Origin of the sequence: Micromonospora sp. NRRL B-16802 (assembly GCF_001279555.1) — a bacterium.
Lineage (GTDB): Bacteria > Actinomycetota > Actinomycetes > Mycobacteriales > Micromonosporaceae > Micromonospora > Micromonospora profundi.
In genome coordinates this window covers 151,537-173,238 of the sequence record NZ_LGEB01000121.1, presented here as the reverse complement: position 1 = coordinate 173,238, position 21,702 = coordinate 151,537, and the positions used below count along the sequence as shown (strand labels likewise).

The window sequence follows — 21,702 nt, the reverse complement described above, 5'->3', positions numbered from 1 at the left end:
CCATCCGCCGGCCCTTCGGGCATCCGCGTCGATCGGCGGGCGGTGGGGCCGGCAGGTGCGGACAATGGTGCCTGTGGAACCCGCGTTCGTCCTGCACCACCACCGCAAGCCCCGCCCGCACTTCGACCTGCGGCTTGAGGAGGGCGGTGTGCTGCGCTCCTGGGCGGTGCCCCGCGGCCTGCCGGACAGCCCCGACGACAACCGGCTCGCGATCGCCGTGCCCGACCACCACCTCGATCACCTCACCTACGAGGACGCCGACAAGTCGATCGCCGACATCGGCACCTGGGAGGAGCACGACCGCACCGAGCGTCGAATGCTGTTCACGTTGAACGGCCGCACCGGTCGTCGGCGGTACGCGCTCATCCGCACCGGTGAGGGCTGGCTGCTCCACCTCACGAAAGAGCAGCCCTCGGACGGGCGCGGTTAGAAGGTCGGCCCGCACTCCGCAGGCCGGGCTGCTGGCCCGGAGCGTTGGAGCATGGTGGGGAAACTGCTTGTCGCTGGCGTACTGCCTGCCTAGCCTGCTGGCTATGCGTGCCTTTCACCTTCAAGTCCTCCCGGTGCACCGGTGAGCGGTCGTCTACGCGAGATCGCCCGGCAGACGGTGGCGATCGCGGAGTCGGGGCGCTATCGCAATGACGCCGGGGACGAGGTCGTCCTCGGCGGGGCGGTACGTGCCGCGATCGCCGGCACCCGTCATCACCTACCGGACGATGTGCTCGCACTGGGAAGCGCGGAGCCCGGTGCCGGCACGGTGGAGGTGACGTACGAGTCGACGTTGCAGGCGGCCCACCGGGTTGGGTCCGATGCGGCGTGTCTGGTGTTCGCGTCGGCGAAGAACCCGGGTGGCGGGTTCCTCGGCGGGGCGAAGGCGCAGGAGGAGAGTGTCGCCCGCGCGTCGGCGCTGTACCCGTGTCTCGTTGCCGCGCCGGACTTCTATGCCTTCCACCGCGGGCAACGGGATCTGCGGTACAGCGACCGGGTCATCTACTCGCCGGATGTGCCGGTGTTCCGGGACGACAAGGGCAACCTGCTCGACCAGCCGTACACGACGTCGTTTCTGACCGCTGCGGCGCCGAACCTCGGCGCGATCGTCCGGAACCAGCCCGAGCACACCGCGGACGTGCCGGTGGTGCTGGCCCGGCGTGCGCGGCGGGTGTTGGAGGTCGCGGCCGCGCACGGGCGCCGAACAGTCGTGTTGGGCGCATGGGGGTGCGGGGTTTTCCGCAACGATCCCGCGACGGTTGCCGACGCGTTCGCCGAGGCGCTCCAGGTGGTCGACCGGTTCGACCACGTGGTGTTCGCGATCCGCGACGGCCTGCCGGGCACACCCGTGTATCACGCGTTCGTGCAACGCTTTACACCAACCGCGGTGGACGGGGCCGGTGACCCAGGTCGATGGTGAGCGTCGCAGGCGCCCGCGGGACGAGCAGCTCAGCTACGCGTACGACCGGCGGACCGACCAGGGCGTCGGTCGACACGGTCGGGTTGTCGAGACTGTGGGATGAGCGGAGGCCGGGTCGCTCGAAGCTGCCCGAATTCGGTGGTGCAGGTCGCGGCGGGCGTGCAAGGTAGGACTGCACCAGGCGGCGAACGCCCGCCACCACCATCAGAACGAGGAGTGCCAATGCGAGCAGCTTCCACGCTTCGGACCCTTTCCCGTCCTACCGTGGAGCTCTGCCTTGGCCTTGTTGAACCTCGGAATCGTCGCCCATGTTGACGCTGGAAAGACCAGCCTGACCGAGCGCCTGCTCTACGAGGCGGGCGCCGTGTCCCAGCTCGGCAGCGTCGACGCCGGCACGACGCGGACCGACTCGATGGAGCTGGAACGTCGGCGTGGCATCACCATCCGGGCGGCCGTCACGTCGATCACGGTCGGTGACCTGCGCATCAACCTGCTGGACACCCCCGGCCACCCCGATTTCATCGCGGAGGTCGAGCGTTCGCTGGCAGTGCTGGACGCCGCCGTGCTCGTGGTGTCGAGTGTGGAGGGGGTCCAGCCACAGACCGTCGCCATCTGGCGGGCGCTGCGTCGTATCGGCGTGCCAACGGTGATCTTCCTCAACAAGGTGGACCGCCGGGGCGCCGACGTCGTCCGGGTGTTGGCCCAGGTGCGCCAGCGGCTCGGGGCGCGTCCGGTCCTGCTCACCACGGTCGCCGGCCAGGGCGGTCGCGAGGCCCGGGTGCGGGCCGTGAGCCTCGACGCCGAACCGGTCGTGGCGGAGGTGGCGGAGGCCGACGACGCGGTGGCGGCGCGGTGGCTGACCGATCAGCAGGTACGCGTCCGCGACGTCCGGCGGGCGCTTCGACGCGCGGTGGGCCGCGCCGAACTGATCCCGGCGGCGTGCGGCTCGGCGATCACCGGGGCCGGGGTACGCCAGCTGTGCGACATCTTGGCTGACCTGCTGCCGTACGGAGAGGCGCCGGACGGCCCCCTGGCGGGCACGGTCTTCGCCGTCGACCGGGACGGGCACGGCAGGCGTGTCTGGCTGCGGCTGTGGTCCGGGCGTCTGCGCGTACGCGATCGGGTGCGGCTCGGCGAGAGCCGCCCGCAGCCGGTGACCCAGATCGCGGTCATCGAGCCCGAGGGTGCGCTGGTGCGCTCCTCGGTGTCCGCCGGTCAGATCGCTGCGGTACGCGGCGTGTCGGCCCGGATCGGCCAGCACATCGGAGAGCCGCCGCGGCGGCACGGCTACCGGTTCCCTCCGCCGACCCGGCAGGCGGTCGTCGAGCCGGTGGAGCCGGAGCAGCGCCTGGCGATGTTCGCAGGGTTGGCCGAACTGGCCGACGAGGACCCGCTGGTGGACCTGCGCCTCGACGAGCAGCGGGCGGAGGCGGTGGTCCGCCTGCACGGCGAGGTCCAGAAGGAGGTGCTGGCCGCCCTCATGGAGGACCGGTACGGCGTCCGGGTTCGGTTCTCCGGCACGCTGACCGCCTGCATCGAACGGGTCGTCGGCGCAGGCGCCGCCGAGGAGCGGGTGCAGGAACGCGGCAACCCTTACCTGGCCGGGTTGGGTTTGCGCATCGAGGCCGCCCCGGTCGGGCACGGCGTCGAGTTCCGCCCCGGTGTAGAGCCCGGGCGGTTGCCTCCGGCGTTCGTCGCCGCCACGGAGGAGGGCGTGCGGGCCGCGCTGCGGCAGGGTCGGTACGGCTGGCCGGTCACCGACTGCGCGGTCACGATGACGGCCTCCCGGTACTGGCCCCGACAGAGCAGGCCGCACCAGAAGTTCGACAAGTCGATCTCGACAGTGGCGGCGGACTTCCGCAATCTCGCCCCGGTGGTGGTCGCCGCGGCGCTGCGCCAGGCCGGTACCCGGGTGTGCCAGCCGATCGAACGGTTCGACGTCAACCTTCCCCAGTCCGCGGTGGAGAAGGTGCTGGCGCTGCTCGGCCGGCTCGGAGCGGTCGTCCACGAGACCGCCGTCACCGGCGGTTACCTGGAGGTGAGTGGCACGCTGCCGTCCGCACGGGTTCCGGGGGTCGTCGCCGCTCTTCCCGACCTCACCGGCGGCGAGGCGGTCCTGACCACCACCTTCGACCACTACGCGCCCGTCACCGGTGAGGAACCGCCGACGCTGCCCCGGCGCGGACCCGACCCGGACGACCGGGAGGCGTGGTTCCGGGCTGTACCGAGATAGACGTGTGCGTGCAACCGGGGGGTGATCACACAACTACTTCTCCGGGCCGTGCAACTCCTGGGGTGGGTGGCTCCGTTCTACCTCCGTCACAGGGGAGGCAATCGACGTGAAAGCCGAAGACGAGCAGGCATTCCGCGAGTTCGTGACGTCAGAGATGACGTCGCTGCGCAAGCTGGCGTATGTGACCTGCGGCGACTGGCACACGGCAGAGGACGCCGTGGCCAACGCGCTCATCAAGCTCTACCCGCGCTGGCGGAAGCTGGAGCGGCCCGATCTCTACGTAAAGACGATGGTCTATCGGGCAGCGATCGACGAGACCCGGCGGCCCTGGCGGCGCGAGCGGTCGGCAGGGGACGCCATGCCGGAGGTCACAGTAGGGGACCCGGTCAGTGCGGCCGACGAGCGGATGCGCCTGCGGGCCGCGCTCGACGCCGTGCCGGCCCGGCAGCGGGCAGCGGTCGTGCTGCGGCACTACCTGGGTCTGAGCCTGGAGGACACGGCCGGCGTCCTCAACTGCACTGTGGGCACGGCCAAGAGCCAGGTCTCCCGGGGCCTGGCGAAGCTGCGCGAGTCACTGGCCGCCGAGCGCATCAATCTCAACGGGAACCCGATGGAGGAGTGGACCAATGCAATTGCATGACCTGGTGGACGCCGTGACCGGCGACGAGCCACCGACGGCCCGTACCGTCGACGACATCATCCTGGCGGGCCGGCGGGCCGAGCGGCGTCGTCGCGCCGGGTTCGCGTCGGCCGGCGCGGCCGGTCTCGTCGTGGTCGCGGTCGCCGGCGCGTTCCTGCTGCCGGTCCTGGGCGCCGAGCAGGGCACCCCGGCCCCGGCCCCGGCGGGGACGGCGGCGTCCGGGAACGGCGCGGCCGAGTGGTCCGATGCCGCGCCGTTCACCTTCACCTTCAAGGGGTACGACGCGGGCACCCTGCACGTGCAGGACCCGATCGTGGTGTCCACCGCATACCAGATCGCCTCCGTCTACTCCGACGGCCACACCTCGAACGACAAGCCCCTCACGAAAGAGGAGGCCGATGCTCAGGGCGACACCATCGAGCAGAAGAAGAAGGCCGGGGGGAAGCCGAGCCTGTGGGCGTACCTGACCGTCTACCGGCCGGGCGCCTTCGACCCCGCCGGGATCAAGGACGGCAGGAACGTCACAGTGGCCGGGCGCAGGGCCGTGCAGGCGACACTGCCGGTCGGCCTCGATCCGCAGAACGAGTTGGACCCGCGAAACAAGCTGTTCGCCTGGGAGTACGCCGACAATGCCTGGGCCGCCGTCACGTCGGTCTCCACCGACGAGGCCGCCCCGAGCTTCGAGGACCTGGGCGGCCTGGTCGAGGGCCTGAAGCCCAGCCGTCCGACGCCCGCCCCGGTGCCGTTCACGGTGGGCTACGTGCCGCGGGGCTACAAGCCGCTGCAGATCGGCACGCACGCCCTGCCCGGTCTCAGCGGCATCGCCACGGCCCGCGCCGGTGACTACGGCGGCGCGACGTACACCAAGCCGGCCGCGCCCCTCTCGGGCCTGACCGCACCGTACGACCAGGGCGAGGGCACCATCAAGGACGGGTTCCACATCTTCGTCACGCCGAGCACCAGCTCGAACCAGTCGCCGGAGCCCGGTACGACGAAGTGCCACAACGCCTCCAACCGGCCTGTCGGCGACGGCGGCGGCCCCGAAGTCGGCGGCTTCTGCAACGTGTGGAGCGCAGACGGAAAGGTCGTCGTCCAGGTCAGCACCGGTGGCCTCGGCAACGCCCTGTCGCAGTCCGAGCTGGAGAAGATCGCCAAGGGGATCACGGTCGCCGACGTCAATGACGAGTCGACCTGGACCCCTGCGGCCAAGGCGCTCCAGCCGTAACACCCAGCACCGGACACCACGGGCGGCTCTCTACCGTCGCTCGGCTCCGGGATGGCACAACGTGGTCACGGGCAACTGCCGGCAGTTTCGGCAGTTGCCCGCGACCGTCTGCGGAGGCGACAACTCTCTCGGCATGATCGTGAATGTGTGATCGCAGTCTTACCCGAGTTCGAGTTTCGGTACGGGTAGTCGATCGCCGCCGACGGAGAAGAGACGACGTAGCTGCAGGCGAAGTTGTTCGATCTCGTGACGAAGAGTAGACGCCGCTCATGTAGCACACATCAGCCCTCGGTGGACGCGGTTACCATCCCAACGGCGCGAACAAAGGGCCTTGAGCCGCTTGCCTGACCGGCGACAAGGGCGGATGGCGTCGATCAGGCGGTGAGGAAGGCGGTCAGCGTCCTGAGGTACTCGGCTGGAGCAGCCTCGTGAATCAGGTGGCCTGCCGCGATCGTCGTCAGCCGCGCGTCGGCCAGGCGATCGGCGAGCTCGGCGATGTGCTGCTGGGGGACAGGGCTGGTGGCACCGCCGGCGATGAGCAGCGCTGGTGCCGTGATCCGGGCGACGATGTCGGCCCATCCCGGATCCGGGTCGTCGATCTGTGGCCGGATCTGCTCGACCATGTGCCAGTCGAACGGCAGATCCCCTGCGGGCCGCTCGGGAAGCCGCGGCGGTCGGGGGTGGAGGAATCCGATGTCCTCAAGGACGAGTTTTCGGACGAGCCCCGGCCGTTCGGCGGTGACCCGGCAGGCCACCAAGCCGCCGAGGGAGTGACCGACCAGGTCCACCGCGCCGATGTCCAACCGGTCGAGGACGCCGATGACATCGTGTGCGAACAGATCCATCGTGTACGTGCCGGGCCAGTCACTGGCACCGTGGCCCCGCAGGTCAACGGCGTACACGCTGCGGTCTACACGAAGGCCCGAGGCGATCACATCCCAGTCGCCTGTGGTCATGCCCATGGCGTGGAGCAGCAGGGTGGGCGGCTTGTCCTCGTCGACGGCAGGCCACAGCCGCAATGAGAGGCGCACGTTTCCGACCATGATGTCCATGAGTTCAGGCACCTCCTTAGCCTCTCCAACCGTCATCTCTGGCCGCAATACATTCCGCCGTGGGCAGAGCCCACCTTGCCCGGAGCGCCGATGCCACCTCACCCGAGACGGGCGACCGGTTGCCGCTGTTTCGTGAGGCGGACGGCGTCGTGCGGGGTGCCTTCAGCGGGGGAGAGGGCATAGCCGGCGCGTTCGTACAGCTTGATGTTGCGGGTGCTGCGGCGGCCGGTGAACAGTTCGTAGTGCGCGGCCTCCTGGGGGGCCTGCTGCTCGACGTGTGAGAGGAGCCAGGTGCCGATGCCGCTGCCGGCCTGGTCGGGAGCGACCATGAGGCGGCCGATCAGCCACGCGCGCTCACGCGCCCGCGCCCGCACCGCTGCCACGAGGCGCCCATGCCGCCGTACGCACCACAGGTGCCAGGTCGACATCGACTCGCGCAGTTCGTCGAGCGTTTCCCGCAGCGGCGCCAGGTCGAGGGTGTCGTTCGCGAGGGCCTCCTGCACCCAGCAGCACCGCTGGAGCACGAGCAGTTCGGCCAGGTCGTCGGGCTGGGCTGTGGTCAGCCTCAGCCCGTCGACAGGCCCGGTGACCTCACTCTCGGGTTCGGTACGCAGGGGCCGCATCGCTGAGGCCACCCGGGTCAGTTCAAGCAGCATTCTGCGGGCGGTCTCGTCGAGTCCTGCCGATCGCAGCACCTGACCGTTGCTGGTGCTATCGGCGATGCGCAGAGCGACGGTGGCGCCGACGGGCATCATCTTCAAAGTGGTGACGACCTGCTTGGCCATCTGCACGGAGCGGGTGCCGGCCGAGGTGTTGCCGTAGCTGACGAACGCCACCGGCTTCCACGCCCACTCGTGGTAGAGGAAATCGAAGGCGTTCTTCAACGCCGCAGGCATTGCGTAGTTGTATTCGGGCGTCACCACGACGAACGCATCAGCGGCGGCAACCTGTCGGCTCCACGCCCGGGTGTGCTCGTGCGCGTACACGCCGCTGGAGGGGTGCTCGGGCTCGTCGAGCAGCGGCAGCCCGATGTCGGCCAGGTCCGCGATGTCGAGAGTGACCCCGGTGGAAGAGGCTGCCGGAAGGGTCGCCTGGACGAACCAGTCGGCGATCGCCGGGCCCAGCCGTCCGGGGCGGGTGCTCGCGACGATGACCAGTACGTGCAGGGATGCGGCCGCTGTATTCGTTGACATGTCACAGAAGCTAGCCGAGGTTTCTATGACATGTCAACGAGTAGTACTGTGGCCAGGTGGACACCCCCTGGCTCAGCAAGGACGAGGAACACGCGTGGCGCGCTTTCCGGCGACTGTTGACAGCGCTGCCGGCGCGGCTCAGCCGGGACCTGGCCCGCGACTCTGGTCTGTCGCCGGCCGACTACGAGGTGCTGAGCACTCTCTCTGAGAAGCCGAACCGGCGCTGGGCGCTCAAGGACCTCGCCGCCAAGATGGAGTGGTCACGCAGCCGGCTGTCCCACCACGCGGCCCGCATGCAGGCTCGGGGACTCATCGACAAGGAGCCCGACCCACAGGACGCCCGAGGCTGCATCCTGCACCTGACCGATGAAGGCTTGACGGTTCTGGACGAAGCCGCCCCGCACCACCTTCGGTCCGTACGAGCGCGCTTCCTCGATCATCTGAGCCCGGACGAACTCGCGGTGCTGCGCAAACTGTCGACCCGGGTCGCCGACCTGCCGGACTGATCACCGGATCATCGGGCGGCCGGCGGTGCGGTGCTGCCACGGACGACGAGGGTCGTGCCGAGTTCGTACCGTTCCTGGGCCAGGCGACCGCCCTCGGCAAGGGCCAGGGCCAGCCGGGCGGCGGTGGCACCGATCTCACCGAAGGGCTGTCGTACCGTGGTCAGGGGCGGGGTCAGCCATGGCGCGTGATCGATGTCGTCGAAGCCGGTGACGCTGAGATCCTCCGGAATCCGCAGGCCACGAGCCCGGGCCGCGGTGTAGAGGCCCAACGCCTGTAGGTCGTTGCCGCAGACGACGGCGCTCGGCGGTGCGTCCTGGGCAAGCAGCTCACCGCCGAGTTCGTTGCCGTCGTCGAAGCTGAAGACGCCACGTCGTTCGAGGGTCTCGTCGAACGGCACGCCTGCGTAGTCCAACGCGGCGCGGAAGCCGTCCAGGCGGGCCCGCGCGGACAGGTCGTTGACCGGCCCGGTGATCACACCGATCCGCCGGTGGCCGAGGTCGAGAAGGTGCCGGGTGGCGGCGAGAGCACCACTCCAGTTGTTCGCCCCGACCGCGGGCGTGGGGGAGAGGTCGCTTGTCGGATCGATGGCGACCAGCGGTATGCCGCCTGCGGCGAACCGCTTGCCGTCATCGGCGGTGATGAGGGAGAACGCGGTGATGACGGCGGCCGGCTGGCGCATGAGCAGAGGCTCCACCCACTGTTGGCCCGCGAGTATGCGCCGCCGGACATCGCTGAAGCCGACCGTGTAGTCCCTCGCGCCGGCAACCTCCTGCACACCTCGAAGGATCTCCATGGCGATCGAGGGCAGCATCTGGTGGAAGACCACCTCGATGCAGCGGGCCGCGCCGCTGGCCTGCCGTCGGCGGTAACCGTGGTCGCGTAGCAGCGCCTCCACCCGCAGTCGGGTCTGCTCGCCCACGCCACCTCGACCGTTGAGGACCTTGGAGACCGTCGGTGGGGAGACCCCGGCCAGTTCGGCGATCGTGGCGATGGGCAGGTCACCGCGCCAAGGCTTGCGGGATTGGCGTCCGTGGCCTTCATCGATCACGAACGAATTCTACGGGTGGACCGTGGCCCCGCCCGGTCAGCCGGTACGCCGCAGTCGCCTACCAGCCAGCCCCACTGAAATGTTCGCGACAACATTTCGTGCACTGCTGCTCCGCCGGCGACCCTCGGCTGTCACTGCGCCGGAGGTCGGGCGGTGCCACGCCAGCGCGGTGCAAGAAATCACTTTCGCGAAACCTCATCGCCGCATCTTGACGAGAAGCCCTTCAATCCACGAAAGTCGATGCGGGCATGGTGGCGCTCCGGCTGGGAGCACGGACGCCGCCAGACATCGACGACTTCAGCGCCGGGTGCGACGGGCCGCCCTGTTAGCGCTAACGATGATTCCTCGCAGCAGAGCATCACAGCCCAGCTCCGGGGTGGGCGTAACGCACCCGGCGGCAGCACCCGGAACGTCTCCATCGAGGACCTGGACGGCTGGGTGCCTCCACGCCAATCGGGGCGCACCGTCACTGACGGCGACGACCGTCCCTCACCTGTACCCGCCTCTGATCCGGGCGGCCCCGAACACCTAGGAGATTGTCGATGAGAAGACCGAGAAGGACCACGATGGCCATGATGTCGGCGGGTGCCGTCCTTTTGGCATCGACGGCGGTGGCGGCAGCCCTACCGGCGGGGGCCGCTGCCGCCGGCTGTTCGGTCGACTACGCCGTGTCGTCGCAGTGGCAGGGAGGCTTCGGGGCCAACGTCGTCATCACCAATCACGGTGATGCGGTGTCGGGTTGGACGTTGACATGGTCCTACGGCGCCGGCCAGACGGTGACGCAGGCGTGGAACGCGACGGTGACCCAGAGCGGCGCGGCAGTCACCGCCACCAACGTCAGCTACAACGGGGCCATCCCCACCAACGGGACGGCGTCGTTCGGCTTCAACGGTTCGTGGACCGGCAGCAACCCGGCTCCGACCAGCTTCGCGCTGAACGGGGTGGCCTGCACCGGCGGCACGACGCCGACGACTCCCGCGCCGACGACTCCCGCGCCGACGACCCCGCCGCCGACCACTCCGCCCCCGACCACCCCACCGCCGACCGGGCCGGCGGACATCACCGTGAACAGCGCCACCAGGTACCAGACGGTCGACGGATTCGGTGCCGCCCAGTCGATCTGGGGTAGCGCGTGGTCGACTGCCGAGACGCAGACTCTGGTCGGGATGGGACCCAACCAGTTGGGGCTGTCGATAGTGCGTACCGGTCTCTCGCCGGTGTCCAGTGAGTGGGCGACGCACGTGAACTCGTTGAAGACGGCGAAGGCGTCCGGGTCGAACGTGAAGATCCTCGCCTCGCCGTGGACGGCACCTGCGGCGTGGAAGACCAACAACAGTCGGGTCAACGGCGGCAAGCTGAGGACCGACTACTACGACGACTACGCCAATCACCTGAACAGCTACGTCCAGTACATGCGTGGCCAGGGTGTGACAATCGACGTGACATCGGTGCAGAACGAGCCGGACTGGCACCCGGACTACGACTCGATGGACTGGAGCGGCACCGAACTGCGCACGTTCGTCCGGGACCAGGGCGCCAGGGTGCAGAACACCAAGCTGATGGTCGCCGAGGCGGTGAACCTGAACTACAACTTCACCGATCCGACCCTGAACGACGCGACAGCCCGCAACAACATCGGCTACATCGGCGGGCACCTCTACGGCACCGAGGAGTCGGGCCGGCTGCGGCCGTACTCCCTGGCCGAGCAGTACAACAAGCCGGTGTGGATGACCGAGTGGAACCACCACGAGGCCGACGGCAGCGGCTCCAACATCTGGGGCAACCCCGCCAACCAGGCAGTCTGGGACGAGACGCTCGACGACATCATGCGTACGGTGCACAAGTCGATGGAGGCCAACTGGAGCGCCTACATCTGGTGGTACGGCAAGCGCTACTACTCGTTCATCGGTGACGGCGAGTCCGCGTACGGGACCGTCGCGGGCGCTCCGCTCAAGCGCGGGTACGCCTTCTCGCAGTACGCGAAGTACGTGCGCCCCGGCTACCAGCGCGTCGCCCTGACCAAGAGCTCCAAGGCGTCACCGCTGGAGGTGACCGCCTTCCAGGGCGACGGGAAGATCACTCTGGTGATCCTCAACAGGTCGAACAGTGCGGTCAACAACGCGGTGGTCCAGGCTCCGCAGAACGTCACCCGTGCGGAGCACTACCTCACCTCGCAGAACGCCAACGCCGCCAGTCAGCCGACAGCCGTCAACGGGGGTCAGGCCACCATCAACGTGGGTGCCCGCAGCATCTCCACCCTCGTCTTCACCCTCTGAGGCAGCTCACCGGGCTCGTCGCCATCCGGTCAGGCCTGTGGGTGCGGTTCATCAGCCGCACCCACAGGCCCGGCCGGTCAGGCGCCCTCGGCGTCAGCCGGCGACGGAGCGGAAGACCGGGTAGTAGCCGCCGGACTGGCCTGCCGCAGTCGGGTGGTAGGAGACGCCGATGTTCGCGAAATTCAAGGCGTGCAACCACTTCTCGCCGTAGCTGCACAACTGGTGCCCGACGAACTTCGACCGTACGTCGGCGAAGGTGAAGCCGGCGGCCAGGGCGGCGCTTCGGGTGATGTCAACCACCAGGTTGATGCCCTCGTTGATCTTCGCGCGGGAGGTGGCGCTGAGCCCCACACACGTCGTACCCAGTTGGTAGAAGACCGGGTAGCCGACGACCACCACGCGGGCCGAGGGCGCGCGGGTGCGGATTCCGTTGTAGACGGCGCGCAGCAGGGCGGGGAGGTCTGCGCGGGCCTTGTTCTCGGCGGCCTGCACGGCTGCCACGCAGTCGGTGGTCCCGTAGAGCACGCAGGTGGTCATGATGTTGGCGAAGCCGACGTCGTTTCCGCCGACCGTGACGCTGACCAGGGTGGTGGTGGCGCTGAGCGCGCTGAGCTGCGTGTTGATCACGCTGGTGGTGGTGGCACCGGAGCAGGCGACCGAGCGGTACGACGCGGGTCGCACGTTGGTGGCGTACAGCGCCGGGTAGGCGTTGGTGCTGCGCTGACAGGAACCGCTTTCGGCGGTGTAGCTACCGGCACCCACTCCGGAGGAGTAGGAGTCGCCGAGGGCGACGTAGTGGTCGGCGGGCGCAGCCTGTGCGGGCGCTGTCAGGGTGAGGGTGGCAGCCGTGGCGGTGGCCAGGCTCAGGGCGAGAGTTGCCAGGCGGGATCTCCACACGTCGCTCTCCGGTGGTTAGGAGGATCGGTGTGAAATAGATACCACTAAATATTGATGCAGGAAAGATTCCTACATGCGTCGTGCTGAGCGGACCGGCTCGGCGAGAGGGTGACCGACGCGAAACACCGCGAGGGGTTGGCCGCCCACCCGCTCTGCGAGCCGAGCGGCCGTCGCCGGGCAGTCGAGGAGCTGGCTGAGCGGATGGACCGCCAGGCCGTACCGGGCGAGGGTCAGCCACGTCCGCAGAAGGCGCCTGCCCGCGGCGATGCGGTCGTCGCCGTCGGCGAGCAGGACCAGGACGCTGCCGTCGTAACGCAGCAGGCCGCGGCCGCTGGCGGCCAGCAGGGCCGCAAGGCCCAGCCGGCGGGTGACGCGGTACGCGCGAAGCGCTGTGGACAGGGCCCATGCTTCGGAGCGGGACAGGGCGAGCGCCCGGTCGGTGAGCCCGTCGAGGTGGTACCGGGGATGGCGTGGGCTGAGGCGCAGCCAGTCACGCAACTCGACAGCGACGGCTGGCGTGCCGAACATCCAGCGGTCGGCGACCTCCAGATCCGGTGCGAGATCCCGGGCCAGAACGTGCGCGATGCCTGGCTCCAGGTCGGCGATGACGTCAGCGTCGACGTACCCGGGCTCGTAGGGACCACGGGCGACCCGGCGGGCCTCGACGTCGGCGATCGTGAAGGGAGTCCGGTAGCGGTTCGCCGCGGGGATCAGTTGCGGGCCGGGGGCTGCGGCGACGGAGAGACCGAGTTCGGCGGAGACGATGAGGCAGGTCTCCACGAAGGCGCCGATGCCGAGGGCCAGATCGCGGCCGGTCGGGTCGGAGTCGGGCAGGCTGCGGGCGGCGTCGACATCGATGACGATCCTGTCGGCGTGGTATTCCGGTCGCCACGGCTGCGTGTTGTGCGCGCTCGGTGCCCGGTTGCAGATCGCCTCGTTGGCCCGCAACTGCTGCACCCAGCTCACGCCGCCGCCCTCTCGTAGAAGGTGTACCCGTGCAGCGGCCGTCCGCCCGCGCGCCGGTACTGGGCGGCCGAGGCGTCGTTCGTCCGCTCGACGAAGGTGCTGCGCAAGGTGCGGTACCCGTTGCTGGCGAGGTTGCGGTGCAGTTCCCGGGACAGCAGCGTCAGGTACCCCTTGCCCTGCTCGTCGGGCACCGTGCCCTTGATGATGAGGACGGCGTCACGACGGTACCGGTTGCGGGTGGCGAGGAGGCGGACCTGGTTGGTGACGCCGAGCCGGCCGCCGATGCTCATGAGGTACTCGGAGATGTCCGGCACTGTGACGACGAACGCGACGGGACGGCCCGCCTTCTCCAACCAGAGAAGCAGCGACTCGTCGAGCAGGAAGGCGAGGCCGTCCGTCTGCTCCGCCAACTGCTCGGCGGAGATGGTGGTGTAGTAGCCGAGCTGGGCGAAGCTCGCGTTGAGCATCTGCCGCAGGATCGGCAGTTGACTGCGCAGGCGCCACCGGGAGCCGTACCGGATGACGAGCTGTTCGGCGGCGATCCGGGCGTCGTCGAAGGCGAACCCGTGATCGGGGTCGGCGGCGGCCGTACCGTCGAGGTCGACAAGCCAGGTGTCCGCCTCGAAGCGACGGTGGAAGCCGTGCCGCTCGTACACCGTCGGGTAGTAGGCGGGGTTCCACGCGGAGTCCACGAAGCCGCGGTCGGCGAAACCGGAGGTGATCACCCCGCCGGTCTGGTTGGGCAGCAGCGCCACCGGGCCGAAGATCGGTCGGCCGCCGGCCCTGGCCTCGACGCCGTCCATGATGGCGGCGAAGACGTCGTCGTCATCGACGAACTCGGTGTGCCCGAACAACTGCCGAGGCCCCACCTTGGCGTCGAAGGCCGCGCTGCGGTGCATGCTCGTGCGTCCCACGACGGCGCCGTGTCGATCGCGCACCAGGAACAGCTCGGCACTGCGGCGGTGGTTCGCGATGACCGATGACAGCAGGGGCACGTACCTGTCGGTCGGGTGGAGCCGGAGCGGGAAGTCGACGAACGTCCGCAGGTCTGCCCTCGACTGCACGGGAACCAGTCTCATCCGCGATGCACCGTCGGGCCGGACGTCTCGGTGGACAGCGGGGTGAAGGTCGGTATGTGTGCCATGCCGTCGGACTCGGCCCGCCAGATGCCGTTGCTGTAGCCCTGGGGCTCGGCGTTGTACAGGCGGATGTAGCCGCCTGTCGCGTTCTTCGTGCCGTGATCGGTCACCCAGCACATGAGGTCGCGGTGGTGGCGGCTGCGGGCGAACTTCAGCAGCGCGTCGCGGTCGCTGAAGAAGGCGATGGTGCCGAGAGTGAAGGGGAACTGGTAATACACGGTGTGCCAGCGGTAGCCGTCCATCCGCTTCATCTGCCGCACCATCTTGAACCACACACGGGTGAGCGTGAGGATCGAGCGCGGCCCGCGGTAACGGGTGGCGCCGACGAACATCGCCGTCGCCTGGCCCACCGGCGGCGCGGCCGAGAAGTCGCTGGTCCTCACACCGTCACGCCCTTCACCAGGTACACGTTCTTGATCTTAGAGGCGGCGTCGGCGAACGGGCCGGTGCCGAACTCGTGGACCTCCACCCGCAGGTCGGCGGCGGACGGATCCTCGGCGAGGGACTCGGCGAAGTCGCGGCTGACCTCGGCGAGGTGACGCAGGACCCCGGCGCGACAGGTGTCCACAAGGCTTCGACGCTGGTCGGGGTCGAGCGCCAGGTGCTCGCGAAGTTGCAGGTGGACGACCGGCCGGCTCTCCAGGTCGGCCTGCTCGGTCAACTCCAGGCAGAAGCTCTGCAGCAGGTGCGCCTGCGCATTGCCTGTGTAGAGGCCGTACTCGACGTCCTGCGGGTAGATGTTGGCGCCCATGTACGAGATCGTGCTGTCCTTGCGGCCGTACAGGAACAGCAACGGCAGCCGCATCCGGTCGACCTGCCAGGCGCGCTCCGCCTCGGCCCGCGCTTCGGGGTCGGCGATGGCGGCCACGACGTCCGGGTACGAGACCAGTCGGCCCTCGTCGCCGATGTTGTAGCGGGCCCGGGGACTGAGCAGCGCCGTCGAGTTGATCGTGCAGAGCACCTCCTGGTCCGAGGTGGTCTCCAGGTACGTCTCGAGCGGGTTGTACTGGAAGACCATCGGCAGCCGATGCTCGTCGGCCCCCAGCAGGGCGGTCCGCAGCGCGACGTCGGTACGCAGACGCCGGCGGACCCAGACGCTGAAGTCGGTCTCACCTGCGATGCCGATGGTGAGGTCGCTGGCCCCGTAGCCGGAGCGCACCTTGACGAACCGCTCCTGGAGATAGTCGCGCAGCGCCTCGGTCATCCCCTCACCGCCGACCAGGCCGCTGATGCGGTACTCAGCCCACGGGAAGTCCTCGGCGTCGAGCTTGTCGCGCAGATGCTTGAGGAACGGCGGGTACGCGGTGACGATGTAGTCGAAGCCAGGCCCGAAGTACCGCAGGGTGTCGACGATCTTCTGCAGGTCCGGTCCGGTGTTCTTCACCATGGCGATCGTGGACATGGCGATGCCCGTGTTGGTCCCGGTGGCCCAGGCACCCATCGAGTACGCATTGATGACGAACCGCCGCTTGGACGGAAACACCATAGTGGCGTAGCCGGCCAGGTTCTTGTGGACCGAGCGCAACTCCCGGCGGCTGCGGATCCAGTTGAACGGCTGACCGGACGAGCCCGACGACTCGTCGACCACACTGCCGGCGATCTCGATCTCACCGTGCCAACAACGCTGCGCCTCCGGGTACGCCTGCACGTAGGACCGCTTGTCGGTGGGCGGGTACGACGACAGGTCGAACCACCGGAACCGCCAGTTGTTGGCACGGAGGTAGTGGCCGTACGCGGGCACGTCGATGGCGGCGAACTGGCAGGTCATCCAGGCGTGCAGCCGGGCGAAGCGACCCATGTACGGACGATACTGACGCGCGGTGAGCCGCCACATCGCCGGATGGATCCGGTACAGCGTGTAGAGCCAGGTCAGGGCGAAGCTCGCGAAGCGCAACGTCCATCGGCGCAGGAATGTCACCACGCGCCCCAGGCTATTGGATCTTCGAGTGGGGCGCCTGATGCCGGATACTCGGCCGTCCTGAGTATCCCGACCCAGCAGGCGCCCACCGGGCGGGTCTTCCGCTGCGACGGCCGAAGCGTACTCCGCGTCAATGGTCCGAGGCGGCAACCGCGAGTACGGTGTCGGTTCTCGACAGGCACGGAGGGAGCGAGGGTGGCGCAGCGGAGAGCGTTGGTGGTCCGGGGCGGCTGGGAGGGGCACCGGCCGGTCGAGGCGACGGAGTTGTTCATCCCCTTCCTCGAACGAAGTGGTTATGTCGTACGGGTCGAGGAGTCGACGGAGATCTACGCCGACGCCGCCGAGATGGCCGGCACCGACCTCGTCGTGCAGTGCATGACGATGTCGCAGATCACCGCGGAGCAGTCGGCGGGCCTCAGCGCGGCGGTCATCGCCGGTACGGGGTTCACCGGCTGGCACGGCGGCATCGTGGACTCGTTCCGCGCGTCCTCTGAGTACCTGCATCTGGTGGGCGGCCAGTTCGCGACCCACCCGGGTCGGGAGCCGTGCGAGCGTCACGGTGGCGAGGAGGACAACTTCCTGCCGCACACCGTGCGCATCACCGACCTCGGCCGGGAACACCCGATCACCACGGGAATCGAGGACTTCGACCTGGTCACCGAGCAGTACTGGGTGCTGCACGACGACCTCATCGACGTCCTGGCCGTGACGACCCACCCGACGCAGGAGTGGCATCCGTGGCACCGGCCGGTCACCTCGCCGGCGATCTGGACCCGACTCTGGGGTGCCGGGCGCGTCGTCGTGACCACCCCGGGGCACAGCCTCGACGTGCTGGAGCACCCGGGCGTCCGTACCGTCATCGAGAGGGGGATGGTGTGGGCGACCCGCACCGCGTCGGCGTCGTAGGTCTCGGGGTCATCTCCCGCGCGTACCTGAACACACTCGCGAACCACCCGGCGGTGAGCATCGCCGCGCTGGCCGACCTCGACGCTGCCCGGTCTGCTGCGGCGGCGGCCACCATCCCCGACGCCGAGGCGTTGACCGTCGAGCGTCTGCTCGCCCGCCCGGACGTGCAGACGGTGCTCAACCTGACCATCCCCGCGGCGCACGCCGAGATCTCGCTCGGCGCGATCGACGCGGGCAAGAACGTGTACGTCGAGAAGCCGCTCGCCGTGACGTTCGAGGACGGCCTTTCGATCGTCGAACGCGCCGCGGCGGCCGGCGTCCGCGTCGGGTGCGCGCCGGACACCGTTCTGGGCACCGGTACGCAGACGGCGCGGGCGGCGATCGACGGCGGGCTCATCGGCCGCCCGTTGTCCGCGTCGGCCGTCATGGTCACGCCGGGGCACGAGCGCTGGCATCCCCACCCCGACTTCTACTACGCCCCGGGCGGCGGCCCGCTGCTGGACATGGGGCCGTACTACATCTCGACGCTCATCCACCTGCTCGGGCCGGTTCACGCGGTGGGCGGAACCGTCAGCCGCCTGCGCCCCGAGCGCGTCATCGGCTCGGGCCCGCGTCTCGGCCAGCGGATTCCGGTTGGGGTGGACACCCACGTGACAGGCGTGCTCGAACACGTCAACGGTGCTCTCTCCACCATCACCATGAGCTTCGACGGGGTCGCGACGACTGCCGCACCGATCGAGGTGCACGGGGAGACCGGCACTCTCGCCGTACCCGACCCGAACAATTTCGACGGGCCGGTCCGGCTCTGCGCGCTCGGAGGCACCGAATGGCGCGTTGTCGAACCGCTGGCCGGTTACGCGGAGGCGTCCCGGGGCGTCGGTCTGATCGACCTTGTCACCGCCGACGGTGAGCGTCCGCCGCGCGCCGGAGGCGACGTCGCGCTGCACGTACTCGACACGATGACCGCCCTGCTCCGGTCGGCGGCCGAGGGCCGGCGGATGGAGCTGACGACGGTGGTGGAGCGACCCGTACCAGTGCCGCTCACGCCTCGGCGAGCAGCATCCGCAGCCCTTCGGCGAGGTCGGCGCTCCTGGTGACCCGGTGGGCGAACGGCAGCCGGACGTCGGTGTGCCGGGCCGGTGCCTCGGCGCGGAGCACGATGCCGTCGGCGTCGACGGCAACCGGTACGACCCGCGTCGACCCGGCGGTCAACGCGGGGTCGACACGTGCGGCGAGCTGGTCGAGGAGATCGCCGTGCCGGTCGGTGAGGTGCTGCAGGTGTACGGCTTCGTCGGCGGCGAGCGGGTCCGGCCGCGCGCCGCGATAGGCGCTGACGCTCACGCTGGTGTCGCCGATGTCGTCGGTGAGGCCGATCTCGACGGGTTCGACAGCCCACAGCGCGACGGGGGGCAGGTCGAGCAGGGACATGACGGTGTCGCAGTCGCAGGAGTCCAGGATGCCCGAGTCGAACCGGCGCGCGGTGCCCTGCATCCACACCCTGGCCCGCACGCGGGAGCGTACGGCGACCGGGACGAGTTGCGTCACGTCGAGCCGTACCGCGCCCGGCCGACCGCGAGCCGCGACCAGCAGTCCGCCGGTCCGGCTCATCGCATCCACCGCGAGGATCACCGTGCCGTCGGGCAGGACGGCGTGCGACTCGATGAGGTCGGCGCAGGCGTCGCCCAACCGGAGCCGCAGGGACGGGGCAGCGGCCAGGGCAGACCGTGCCGTCACAGCGGCCCGATCAGCCGGTACGGCAGCGTGCGCGGGATGCGCCAGCTCCGTCGGTCGCCCGGCTGGGTGGAACAGCATGTCAGTCCCCTTGGCCCGTAGTGAAGGTGAATCGGCCTCGGATCGTGACAGTAGTAGGTAAGGCTAACCTTTGCCAAGCGGGTGCGTGCCGTGGGTGTGATGTCACGTCGGCACGCGCCCGTGGCCGTCAGGCGGGCTGGTAGGTGAGGCAGTCGCTGACGGTGGCGCCGGGGCCGACGGTGATGGATTCGGCAGTGCAGGCGAGGTTGGTGTTGTAGGTGCACTCGGAGCGCGCACACGCGCCCACCGCCCCTGTCACCTCGGGGATGCCGCCCTGCATCGACGACTCCACGAACGTGGCGCAGGACGCGGCGTCGCCCGTCGAGGCCACGGTGATCGCTGGAGCGTGACAGCCCTTGGCGTTGAAGCTGCACGCGGTGGCGGCACATTCACGCACGGGGGGCGACTGGAGCAGAGTTTTCATGATGTTCTCCCAAACCGTAAGGGCCGGCGCGGTAAAGAACTCGTCGAGCCGGCGTACTCAAATGTCAGTCCGTATTTGCCACGCAGGTGGGCGGCAAACCCGCCACCGGTCGGGACCTCGAATCAAAGTGTCGAACGACATCACGCTAGCAGCGCACAGTTGCCCGCACCGGCGTTTTCGTTGTCCTTGACGGTTGCGTCGGGGGTCAGGCCACATTGTTAGGTAAGTCTTCCCTTACCTGCTGGACGGCCCTGTGCGCGCTTGGCGGCCCGCATTACCGCGTCGCGGAAAGGAGAGGAAGTTCGGCAGATCCCGCAATTGCGCAACGGCGCCTTTCGGCTGCTCGGCGCTATTTCACGAACGTGGAAGGCGTCGGGTGGCTGTCGAACCGATCCCACCTTCGTGGTACGACCGCGCGAACGCCACGGAATGCGAGTGGCCGGACCGTCGGCACGGTCCGGCCACGCTCTCGTCAGATCGAGAACGGTCAGCCGTTGCCCAGGATCAGGTCGGCAGCCCGCTCCCCGATCATGAGGGTTGGTGCGGCGGTGTTGCCCGCGGGAGTGGTGGGCATGATCGAGGCGTCAGCGATCCGCAGCCCGGCCAGGCCGTGCACGAGGAGTTGCGGGTCGACGACCGCCAGCGGGTCGGTGCCGATGCGCGCCGTACCCACCTGGTGATGGCCGCTGTCGGCCGAGGCCCGCACGTAGTCGCGAAGCCCGTCGCGGCTCGTGCCTTCCGGACCGGGGTAGACCTCGGACTTGATCCATTCGGTGAGCGCGGGCCGCTGGGCCACGTTCCGCAGTGATTCGAGGTGGTCGACGAGAGCCTCGGTGTCACGGGGGTCGGACAGGATGCCGGGGTCGATGAGGGGCGCGTCGGCGGGGTTCGCGGAGCGCAGTCGCACCCGGCCCTGACTGTGCGGGTGCAGCAGGATGGCGAGCGCGGTGAAGCCCTGCTCGGGCAGGTTCTCGGTGATGGTGGAGTACACGAAGCTGACGAACACCGCCTGCCTGTCGGGCTGGATCACTCCGGCATCCCCGGAGTCCGTGATCAACTGGGCCTCGATGCCGGTCATCCGTGGTGTCGGGACTGTCCGGCGGCTCTCCCACACGATGGGGCTCGCGACGTGGTCGCGGAGGTTACGCCCGACGCCGGGCAGATCCCGGACCACCTCGATGCCGTGCTGGCGCAACTCGTCGGCGGCGCCGATGCCGGACAGCATGAGGAGCTGAGGTGTGCCGAAGACGCCAGCTGACAGCACGACCTCCTTCGTGGCCCGGATCACGCGACGCGCGCCGTCCTGGAGGTATTCGACTCCGACCGCCCGGCCGTCCTCGATGACGACCTTCGTGACCAGCGCGTCGGTGATGACCCGCAGCAGTGGGGAGTCGACCACCGGTTGCACGTACGCCCGCCACGCCGTCACCCGCTCGCCCTTGTCGACAGTGGCCTGGGCGTAGCTTGCCCCACGGCTGTCCCCGGCGTTGTAGTCGTCGTTGTAGGGGTGCCCGGCCTGCACCGCCGCGTCGACGAAGGATGTCACCAGGGGGTCGGGGTCGGTGTTGCGGTGCACCGGGAGCGGGCCGTGGGTGCCACGGGCACCGTCGGTCGGGCCGTCGTAGTTCTCCAGCTGGCGGAAGTACGGCTCAACCTCCGGCCAGGACCAGCCGGTGGCGCCGGCGGCGGCCCACGCGTCGTAATCGCTGCGCGCACCGCGGATGTAGAGCATGCCGTTGAGGATCGTGCTGCCGCCGAGGCTCCTGCCGCGCGGCTGGTAGAGGACGCGGCCGTTGGCGTGTGACTGCGGCACGGTGGACAGCGCCCAGTCGACCTCGCTGGCGAAGAGGGCCCCCGCCCCGAATGGGCTGGCGATCTCCGGCCGCCCGTCCGTCGGGCCGGCCTCGATGACCGCGACGCGGTGTCCCGCGTCGACGAGCCGCCGTACGACGACGGAGCCGGCTGTTCCGGCACCGACGACCACGACGTCGGCGTTTTCGATGGTTGTCATGTTTGCCTCTCCGAAATTTCAGGGCCGGTCGAGCCGGGCACCCTTGT

At 69.2% G+C, this 21,702-nt stretch carries 19 protein-coding genes and 1 pseudogene; 9 read left to right on the top strand and 11 right to left on the bottom strand.

Going from position 1 to position 21,702, the window contains the following annotated elements; genetic code table 11:
- Window positions 1-64 precede the first annotated feature (64 nt).
- The 5 genes from ADK66_RS28905 to ADK66_RS28885 all read left to right on the top strand — a co-directional run bounded on the left by ADK66_RS28905 (window position 65) and on the right by ADK66_RS28885 (window position 5,506).
- Window positions 65-430: a DNA polymerase ligase N-terminal domain-containing protein gene (locus ADK66_RS28905; RefSeq protein ID WP_053660902.1), complete on the top strand. Its 366-nt coding sequence runs from the start codon at window positions 65-67 to the stop codon at window positions 428-430.
- A gap of 141 nt (window positions 431-571) precedes the next feature.
- Entirely contained in the window at window positions 572-1,408 is an 837-nt protein-coding gene (locus ADK66_RS28900; RefSeq protein ID WP_053660900.1) for a TIGR02452 family protein, read from the top strand.
- 277 nt (window positions 1,409-1,685) lie between these two features.
- Window positions 1,686-3,641 carry a translation factor GTPase family protein gene (locus ADK66_RS28895; protein ID WP_053660898.1) on the top strand — a complete coding sequence of 652 codons (1,956 nt, stop codon included), beginning with the start codon at window positions 1,686-1,688 and terminating at the stop codon, window positions 3,639-3,641.
- Between the two features lie 106 nt (window positions 3,642-3,747).
- Complete coding sequence (locus ADK66_RS28890) at window positions 3,748-4,281, top strand: SigE family RNA polymerase sigma factor (protein ID WP_053660897.1); 534 nt, start codon at window positions 3,748-3,750, stop codon at window positions 4,279-4,281.
- On the top strand, window positions 4,268-5,506 hold the full coding sequence (locus tag ADK66_RS28885) for a hypothetical protein (protein ID WP_053660895.1): 1,239 nt from the start codon (window positions 4,268-4,270) through the stop codon (window positions 5,504-5,506). The genes ADK66_RS28890 and ADK66_RS28885 overlap by 14 nt, the downstream gene beginning before the upstream one ends.
- A 374-nt stretch (window positions 5,507-5,880) precedes the next feature.
- Here the strand turns inward: ADK66_RS28885 and ADK66_RS28880 are convergent, their stop codons facing one another.
- Window positions 5,881-6,570: an alpha/beta fold hydrolase gene (locus ADK66_RS28880; protein ID WP_053660893.1), complete on the bottom strand. Its 690-nt coding sequence runs from the start codon at window positions 6,568-6,570 to the stop codon at window positions 5,881-5,883.
- A gap of 86 nt (window positions 6,571-6,656) precedes the next feature.
- Window positions 6,657-7,751 carry a bifunctional NAD(P)H-dependent oxidoreductase/GNAT family N-acetyltransferase gene (locus ADK66_RS28875; protein WP_053660891.1) on the bottom strand — a complete coding sequence of 365 codons (1,095 nt, stop codon included), beginning with the start codon at window positions 7,749-7,751 and terminating at the stop codon, window positions 6,657-6,659.
- A gap of 56 nt (window positions 7,752-7,807) precedes the next feature.
- On the opposite strand from ADK66_RS28875, the gene ADK66_RS28870 reads away from it, so the two are divergent.
- Window positions 7,808-8,257, top strand: coding sequence for a MarR family winged helix-turn-helix transcriptional regulator (locus ADK66_RS28870; protein ID WP_053660889.1), 450 nt, complete (start codon window positions 7,808-7,810; stop codon window positions 8,255-8,257).
- Between the two features lie 8 nt (window positions 8,258-8,265).
- Here ADK66_RS28870 and ADK66_RS28865 read toward each other — a convergent pair whose 3' ends face one another.
- Window positions 8,266-9,306, bottom strand: coding sequence for a LacI family DNA-binding transcriptional regulator (locus ADK66_RS28865; protein ID WP_053660886.1), 1,041 nt, complete (start codon window positions 9,304-9,306; stop codon window positions 8,266-8,268).
- 542 nt (window positions 9,307-9,848) lie between these two features.
- On the opposite strand from ADK66_RS28865, the gene ADK66_RS28860 reads away from it, so the two are divergent.
- A complete protein-coding gene (locus tag ADK66_RS28860; protein WP_053660884.1) occupies window positions 9,849-11,582 on the top strand; it encodes a cellulose binding domain-containing protein in 1,734 nt (577 codons plus the stop codon).
- A gap of 93 nt (window positions 11,583-11,675) precedes the next feature.
- Here ADK66_RS28860 and ADK66_RS28855 read toward each other — a convergent pair whose 3' ends face one another.
- The 5 genes from ADK66_RS28855 to ADK66_RS28835 form a co-directional block, all read right to left on the bottom strand.
- On the bottom strand, window positions 11,676-12,479 hold the full coding sequence (locus ADK66_RS28855; protein ID WP_053660883.1) for an SGNH/GDSL hydrolase family protein: 804 nt from the start codon (window positions 12,477-12,479) through the stop codon (window positions 11,676-11,678).
- A gap of 69 nt (window positions 12,480-12,548) precedes the next feature.
- Window positions 12,549-13,445, bottom strand: a complete 897-nt coding sequence (locus ADK66_RS28850) for a hypothetical protein (RefSeq protein ID WP_053660881.1) — start codon at window positions 13,443-13,445, stop codon at window positions 12,549-12,551.
- The gene (locus ADK66_RS28845; RefSeq protein ID WP_053660879.1) at window positions 13,442-14,524 is read right to left on the bottom strand and encodes a hypothetical protein; all 1,083 of its coding nucleotides are present in this window, start codon (window positions 14,522-14,524) and stop codon (window positions 13,442-13,444) included. The genes ADK66_RS28850 and ADK66_RS28845 overlap by 4 nt, the downstream gene beginning before the upstream one ends.
- On the bottom strand, window positions 14,521-14,967 hold the full coding sequence (locus ADK66_RS28840) for a hypothetical protein (RefSeq protein ID WP_053660876.1): 447 nt from the start codon (window positions 14,965-14,967) through the stop codon (window positions 14,521-14,523). Before ADK66_RS28840 ends, ADK66_RS28845 begins: the two co-directional genes overlap by 4 nt.
- A complete protein-coding gene (locus ADK66_RS28835; RefSeq protein ID WP_053660874.1) occupies window positions 14,964-16,505 on the bottom strand; it encodes a phenylacetate--CoA ligase family protein in 1,542 nt (513 codons plus the stop codon). The genes ADK66_RS28840 and ADK66_RS28835 overlap by 4 nt, the downstream gene beginning before the upstream one ends.
- Window positions 16,506-16,697: 192 nt before the next feature.
- Here ADK66_RS28835 and ADK66_RS28830 point away from each other — a divergent pair, with 192 nt between their 5' ends.
- Both ADK66_RS28830 and ADK66_RS28825 read left to right on the top strand, forming a co-directional pair.
- Window positions 16,698-17,408, top strand: a complete 711-nt coding sequence (locus ADK66_RS28830) for a ThuA domain-containing protein (RefSeq protein WP_053660872.1) — start codon at window positions 16,698-16,700, stop codon at window positions 17,406-17,408.
- Window positions 17,378-18,505: a Gfo/Idh/MocA family protein gene (locus ADK66_RS28825; protein ID WP_053660870.1), complete on the top strand. Its 1,128-nt coding sequence runs from the start codon at window positions 17,378-17,380 to the stop codon at window positions 18,503-18,505. The genes ADK66_RS28830 and ADK66_RS28825 overlap by 31 nt, the downstream gene beginning before the upstream one ends.
- On the opposite strand, the pseudogene ADK66_RS28820 reads toward ADK66_RS28825, so the two are convergent.
- The 3 genes and pseudogenes from ADK66_RS28820 to ADK66_RS28810 all read right to left on the bottom strand — a co-directional run.
- Window positions 18,453-19,220, bottom strand: a pseudogene (locus ADK66_RS28820) (DUF2470 domain-containing protein); the annotation flags it as partial. The gene ADK66_RS28825 and the pseudogene ADK66_RS28820 sit on opposite strands and share 53 nt — an antisense overlap.
- A 127-nt stretch (window positions 19,221-19,347) precedes the next feature.
- Entirely contained in the window at window positions 19,348-19,644 is a 297-nt protein-coding gene (locus ADK66_RS28815; RefSeq protein ID WP_053660868.1) for a DUF1540 domain-containing protein, read from the bottom strand.
- 487 nt (window positions 19,645-20,131) lie between these two features.
- Window positions 20,132-21,655: a GMC family oxidoreductase gene (locus ADK66_RS28810; RefSeq protein WP_053660866.1), complete on the bottom strand. Its 1,524-nt coding sequence runs from the start codon at window positions 21,653-21,655 to the stop codon at window positions 20,132-20,134.
- Window positions 21,656-21,702: the final 47 nt, after the last annotated feature.

Coding starts and splice junctions, on each gene's coding strand:
- ADK66_RS28810 (WP_053660866.1), bottom strand. CDS start 21,655: ATGACAACCATCGAAAACGCCGACGTCGTGGTCGTCGGTGCCGGAACA.
- ADK66_RS28845 (WP_053660879.1), bottom strand. CDS start 14,524: ATGAGACTGGTTCCCGTGCAGTCGAGGGCAGACCTGCGGACGTTCGTC.
- ADK66_RS28885 (WP_053660895.1), top strand. CDS start 4,268: ATGCAATTGCATGACCTGGTGGACGCCGTGACCGGCGACGAGCCACCG.
- ADK66_RS28905 (WP_053660902.1), top strand. CDS start 65: ATGGTGCCTGTGGAACCCGCGTTCGTCCTGCACCACCACCGCAAGCCC.
- ADK66_RS28860 (WP_053660884.1), top strand. CDS start 9,849: ATGAGAAGACCGAGAAGGACCACGATGGCCATGATGTCGGCGGGTGCC.
- ADK66_RS28875 (WP_053660891.1), bottom strand. CDS start 7,751: ATGTCAACGAATACAGCGGCCGCATCCCTGCACGTACTGGTCATCGTC.
- ADK66_RS28815 (WP_053660868.1), bottom strand. CDS start 19,644: ATGAAAACTCTGCTCCAGTCGCCCCCCGTGCGTGAATGTGCCGCCACC.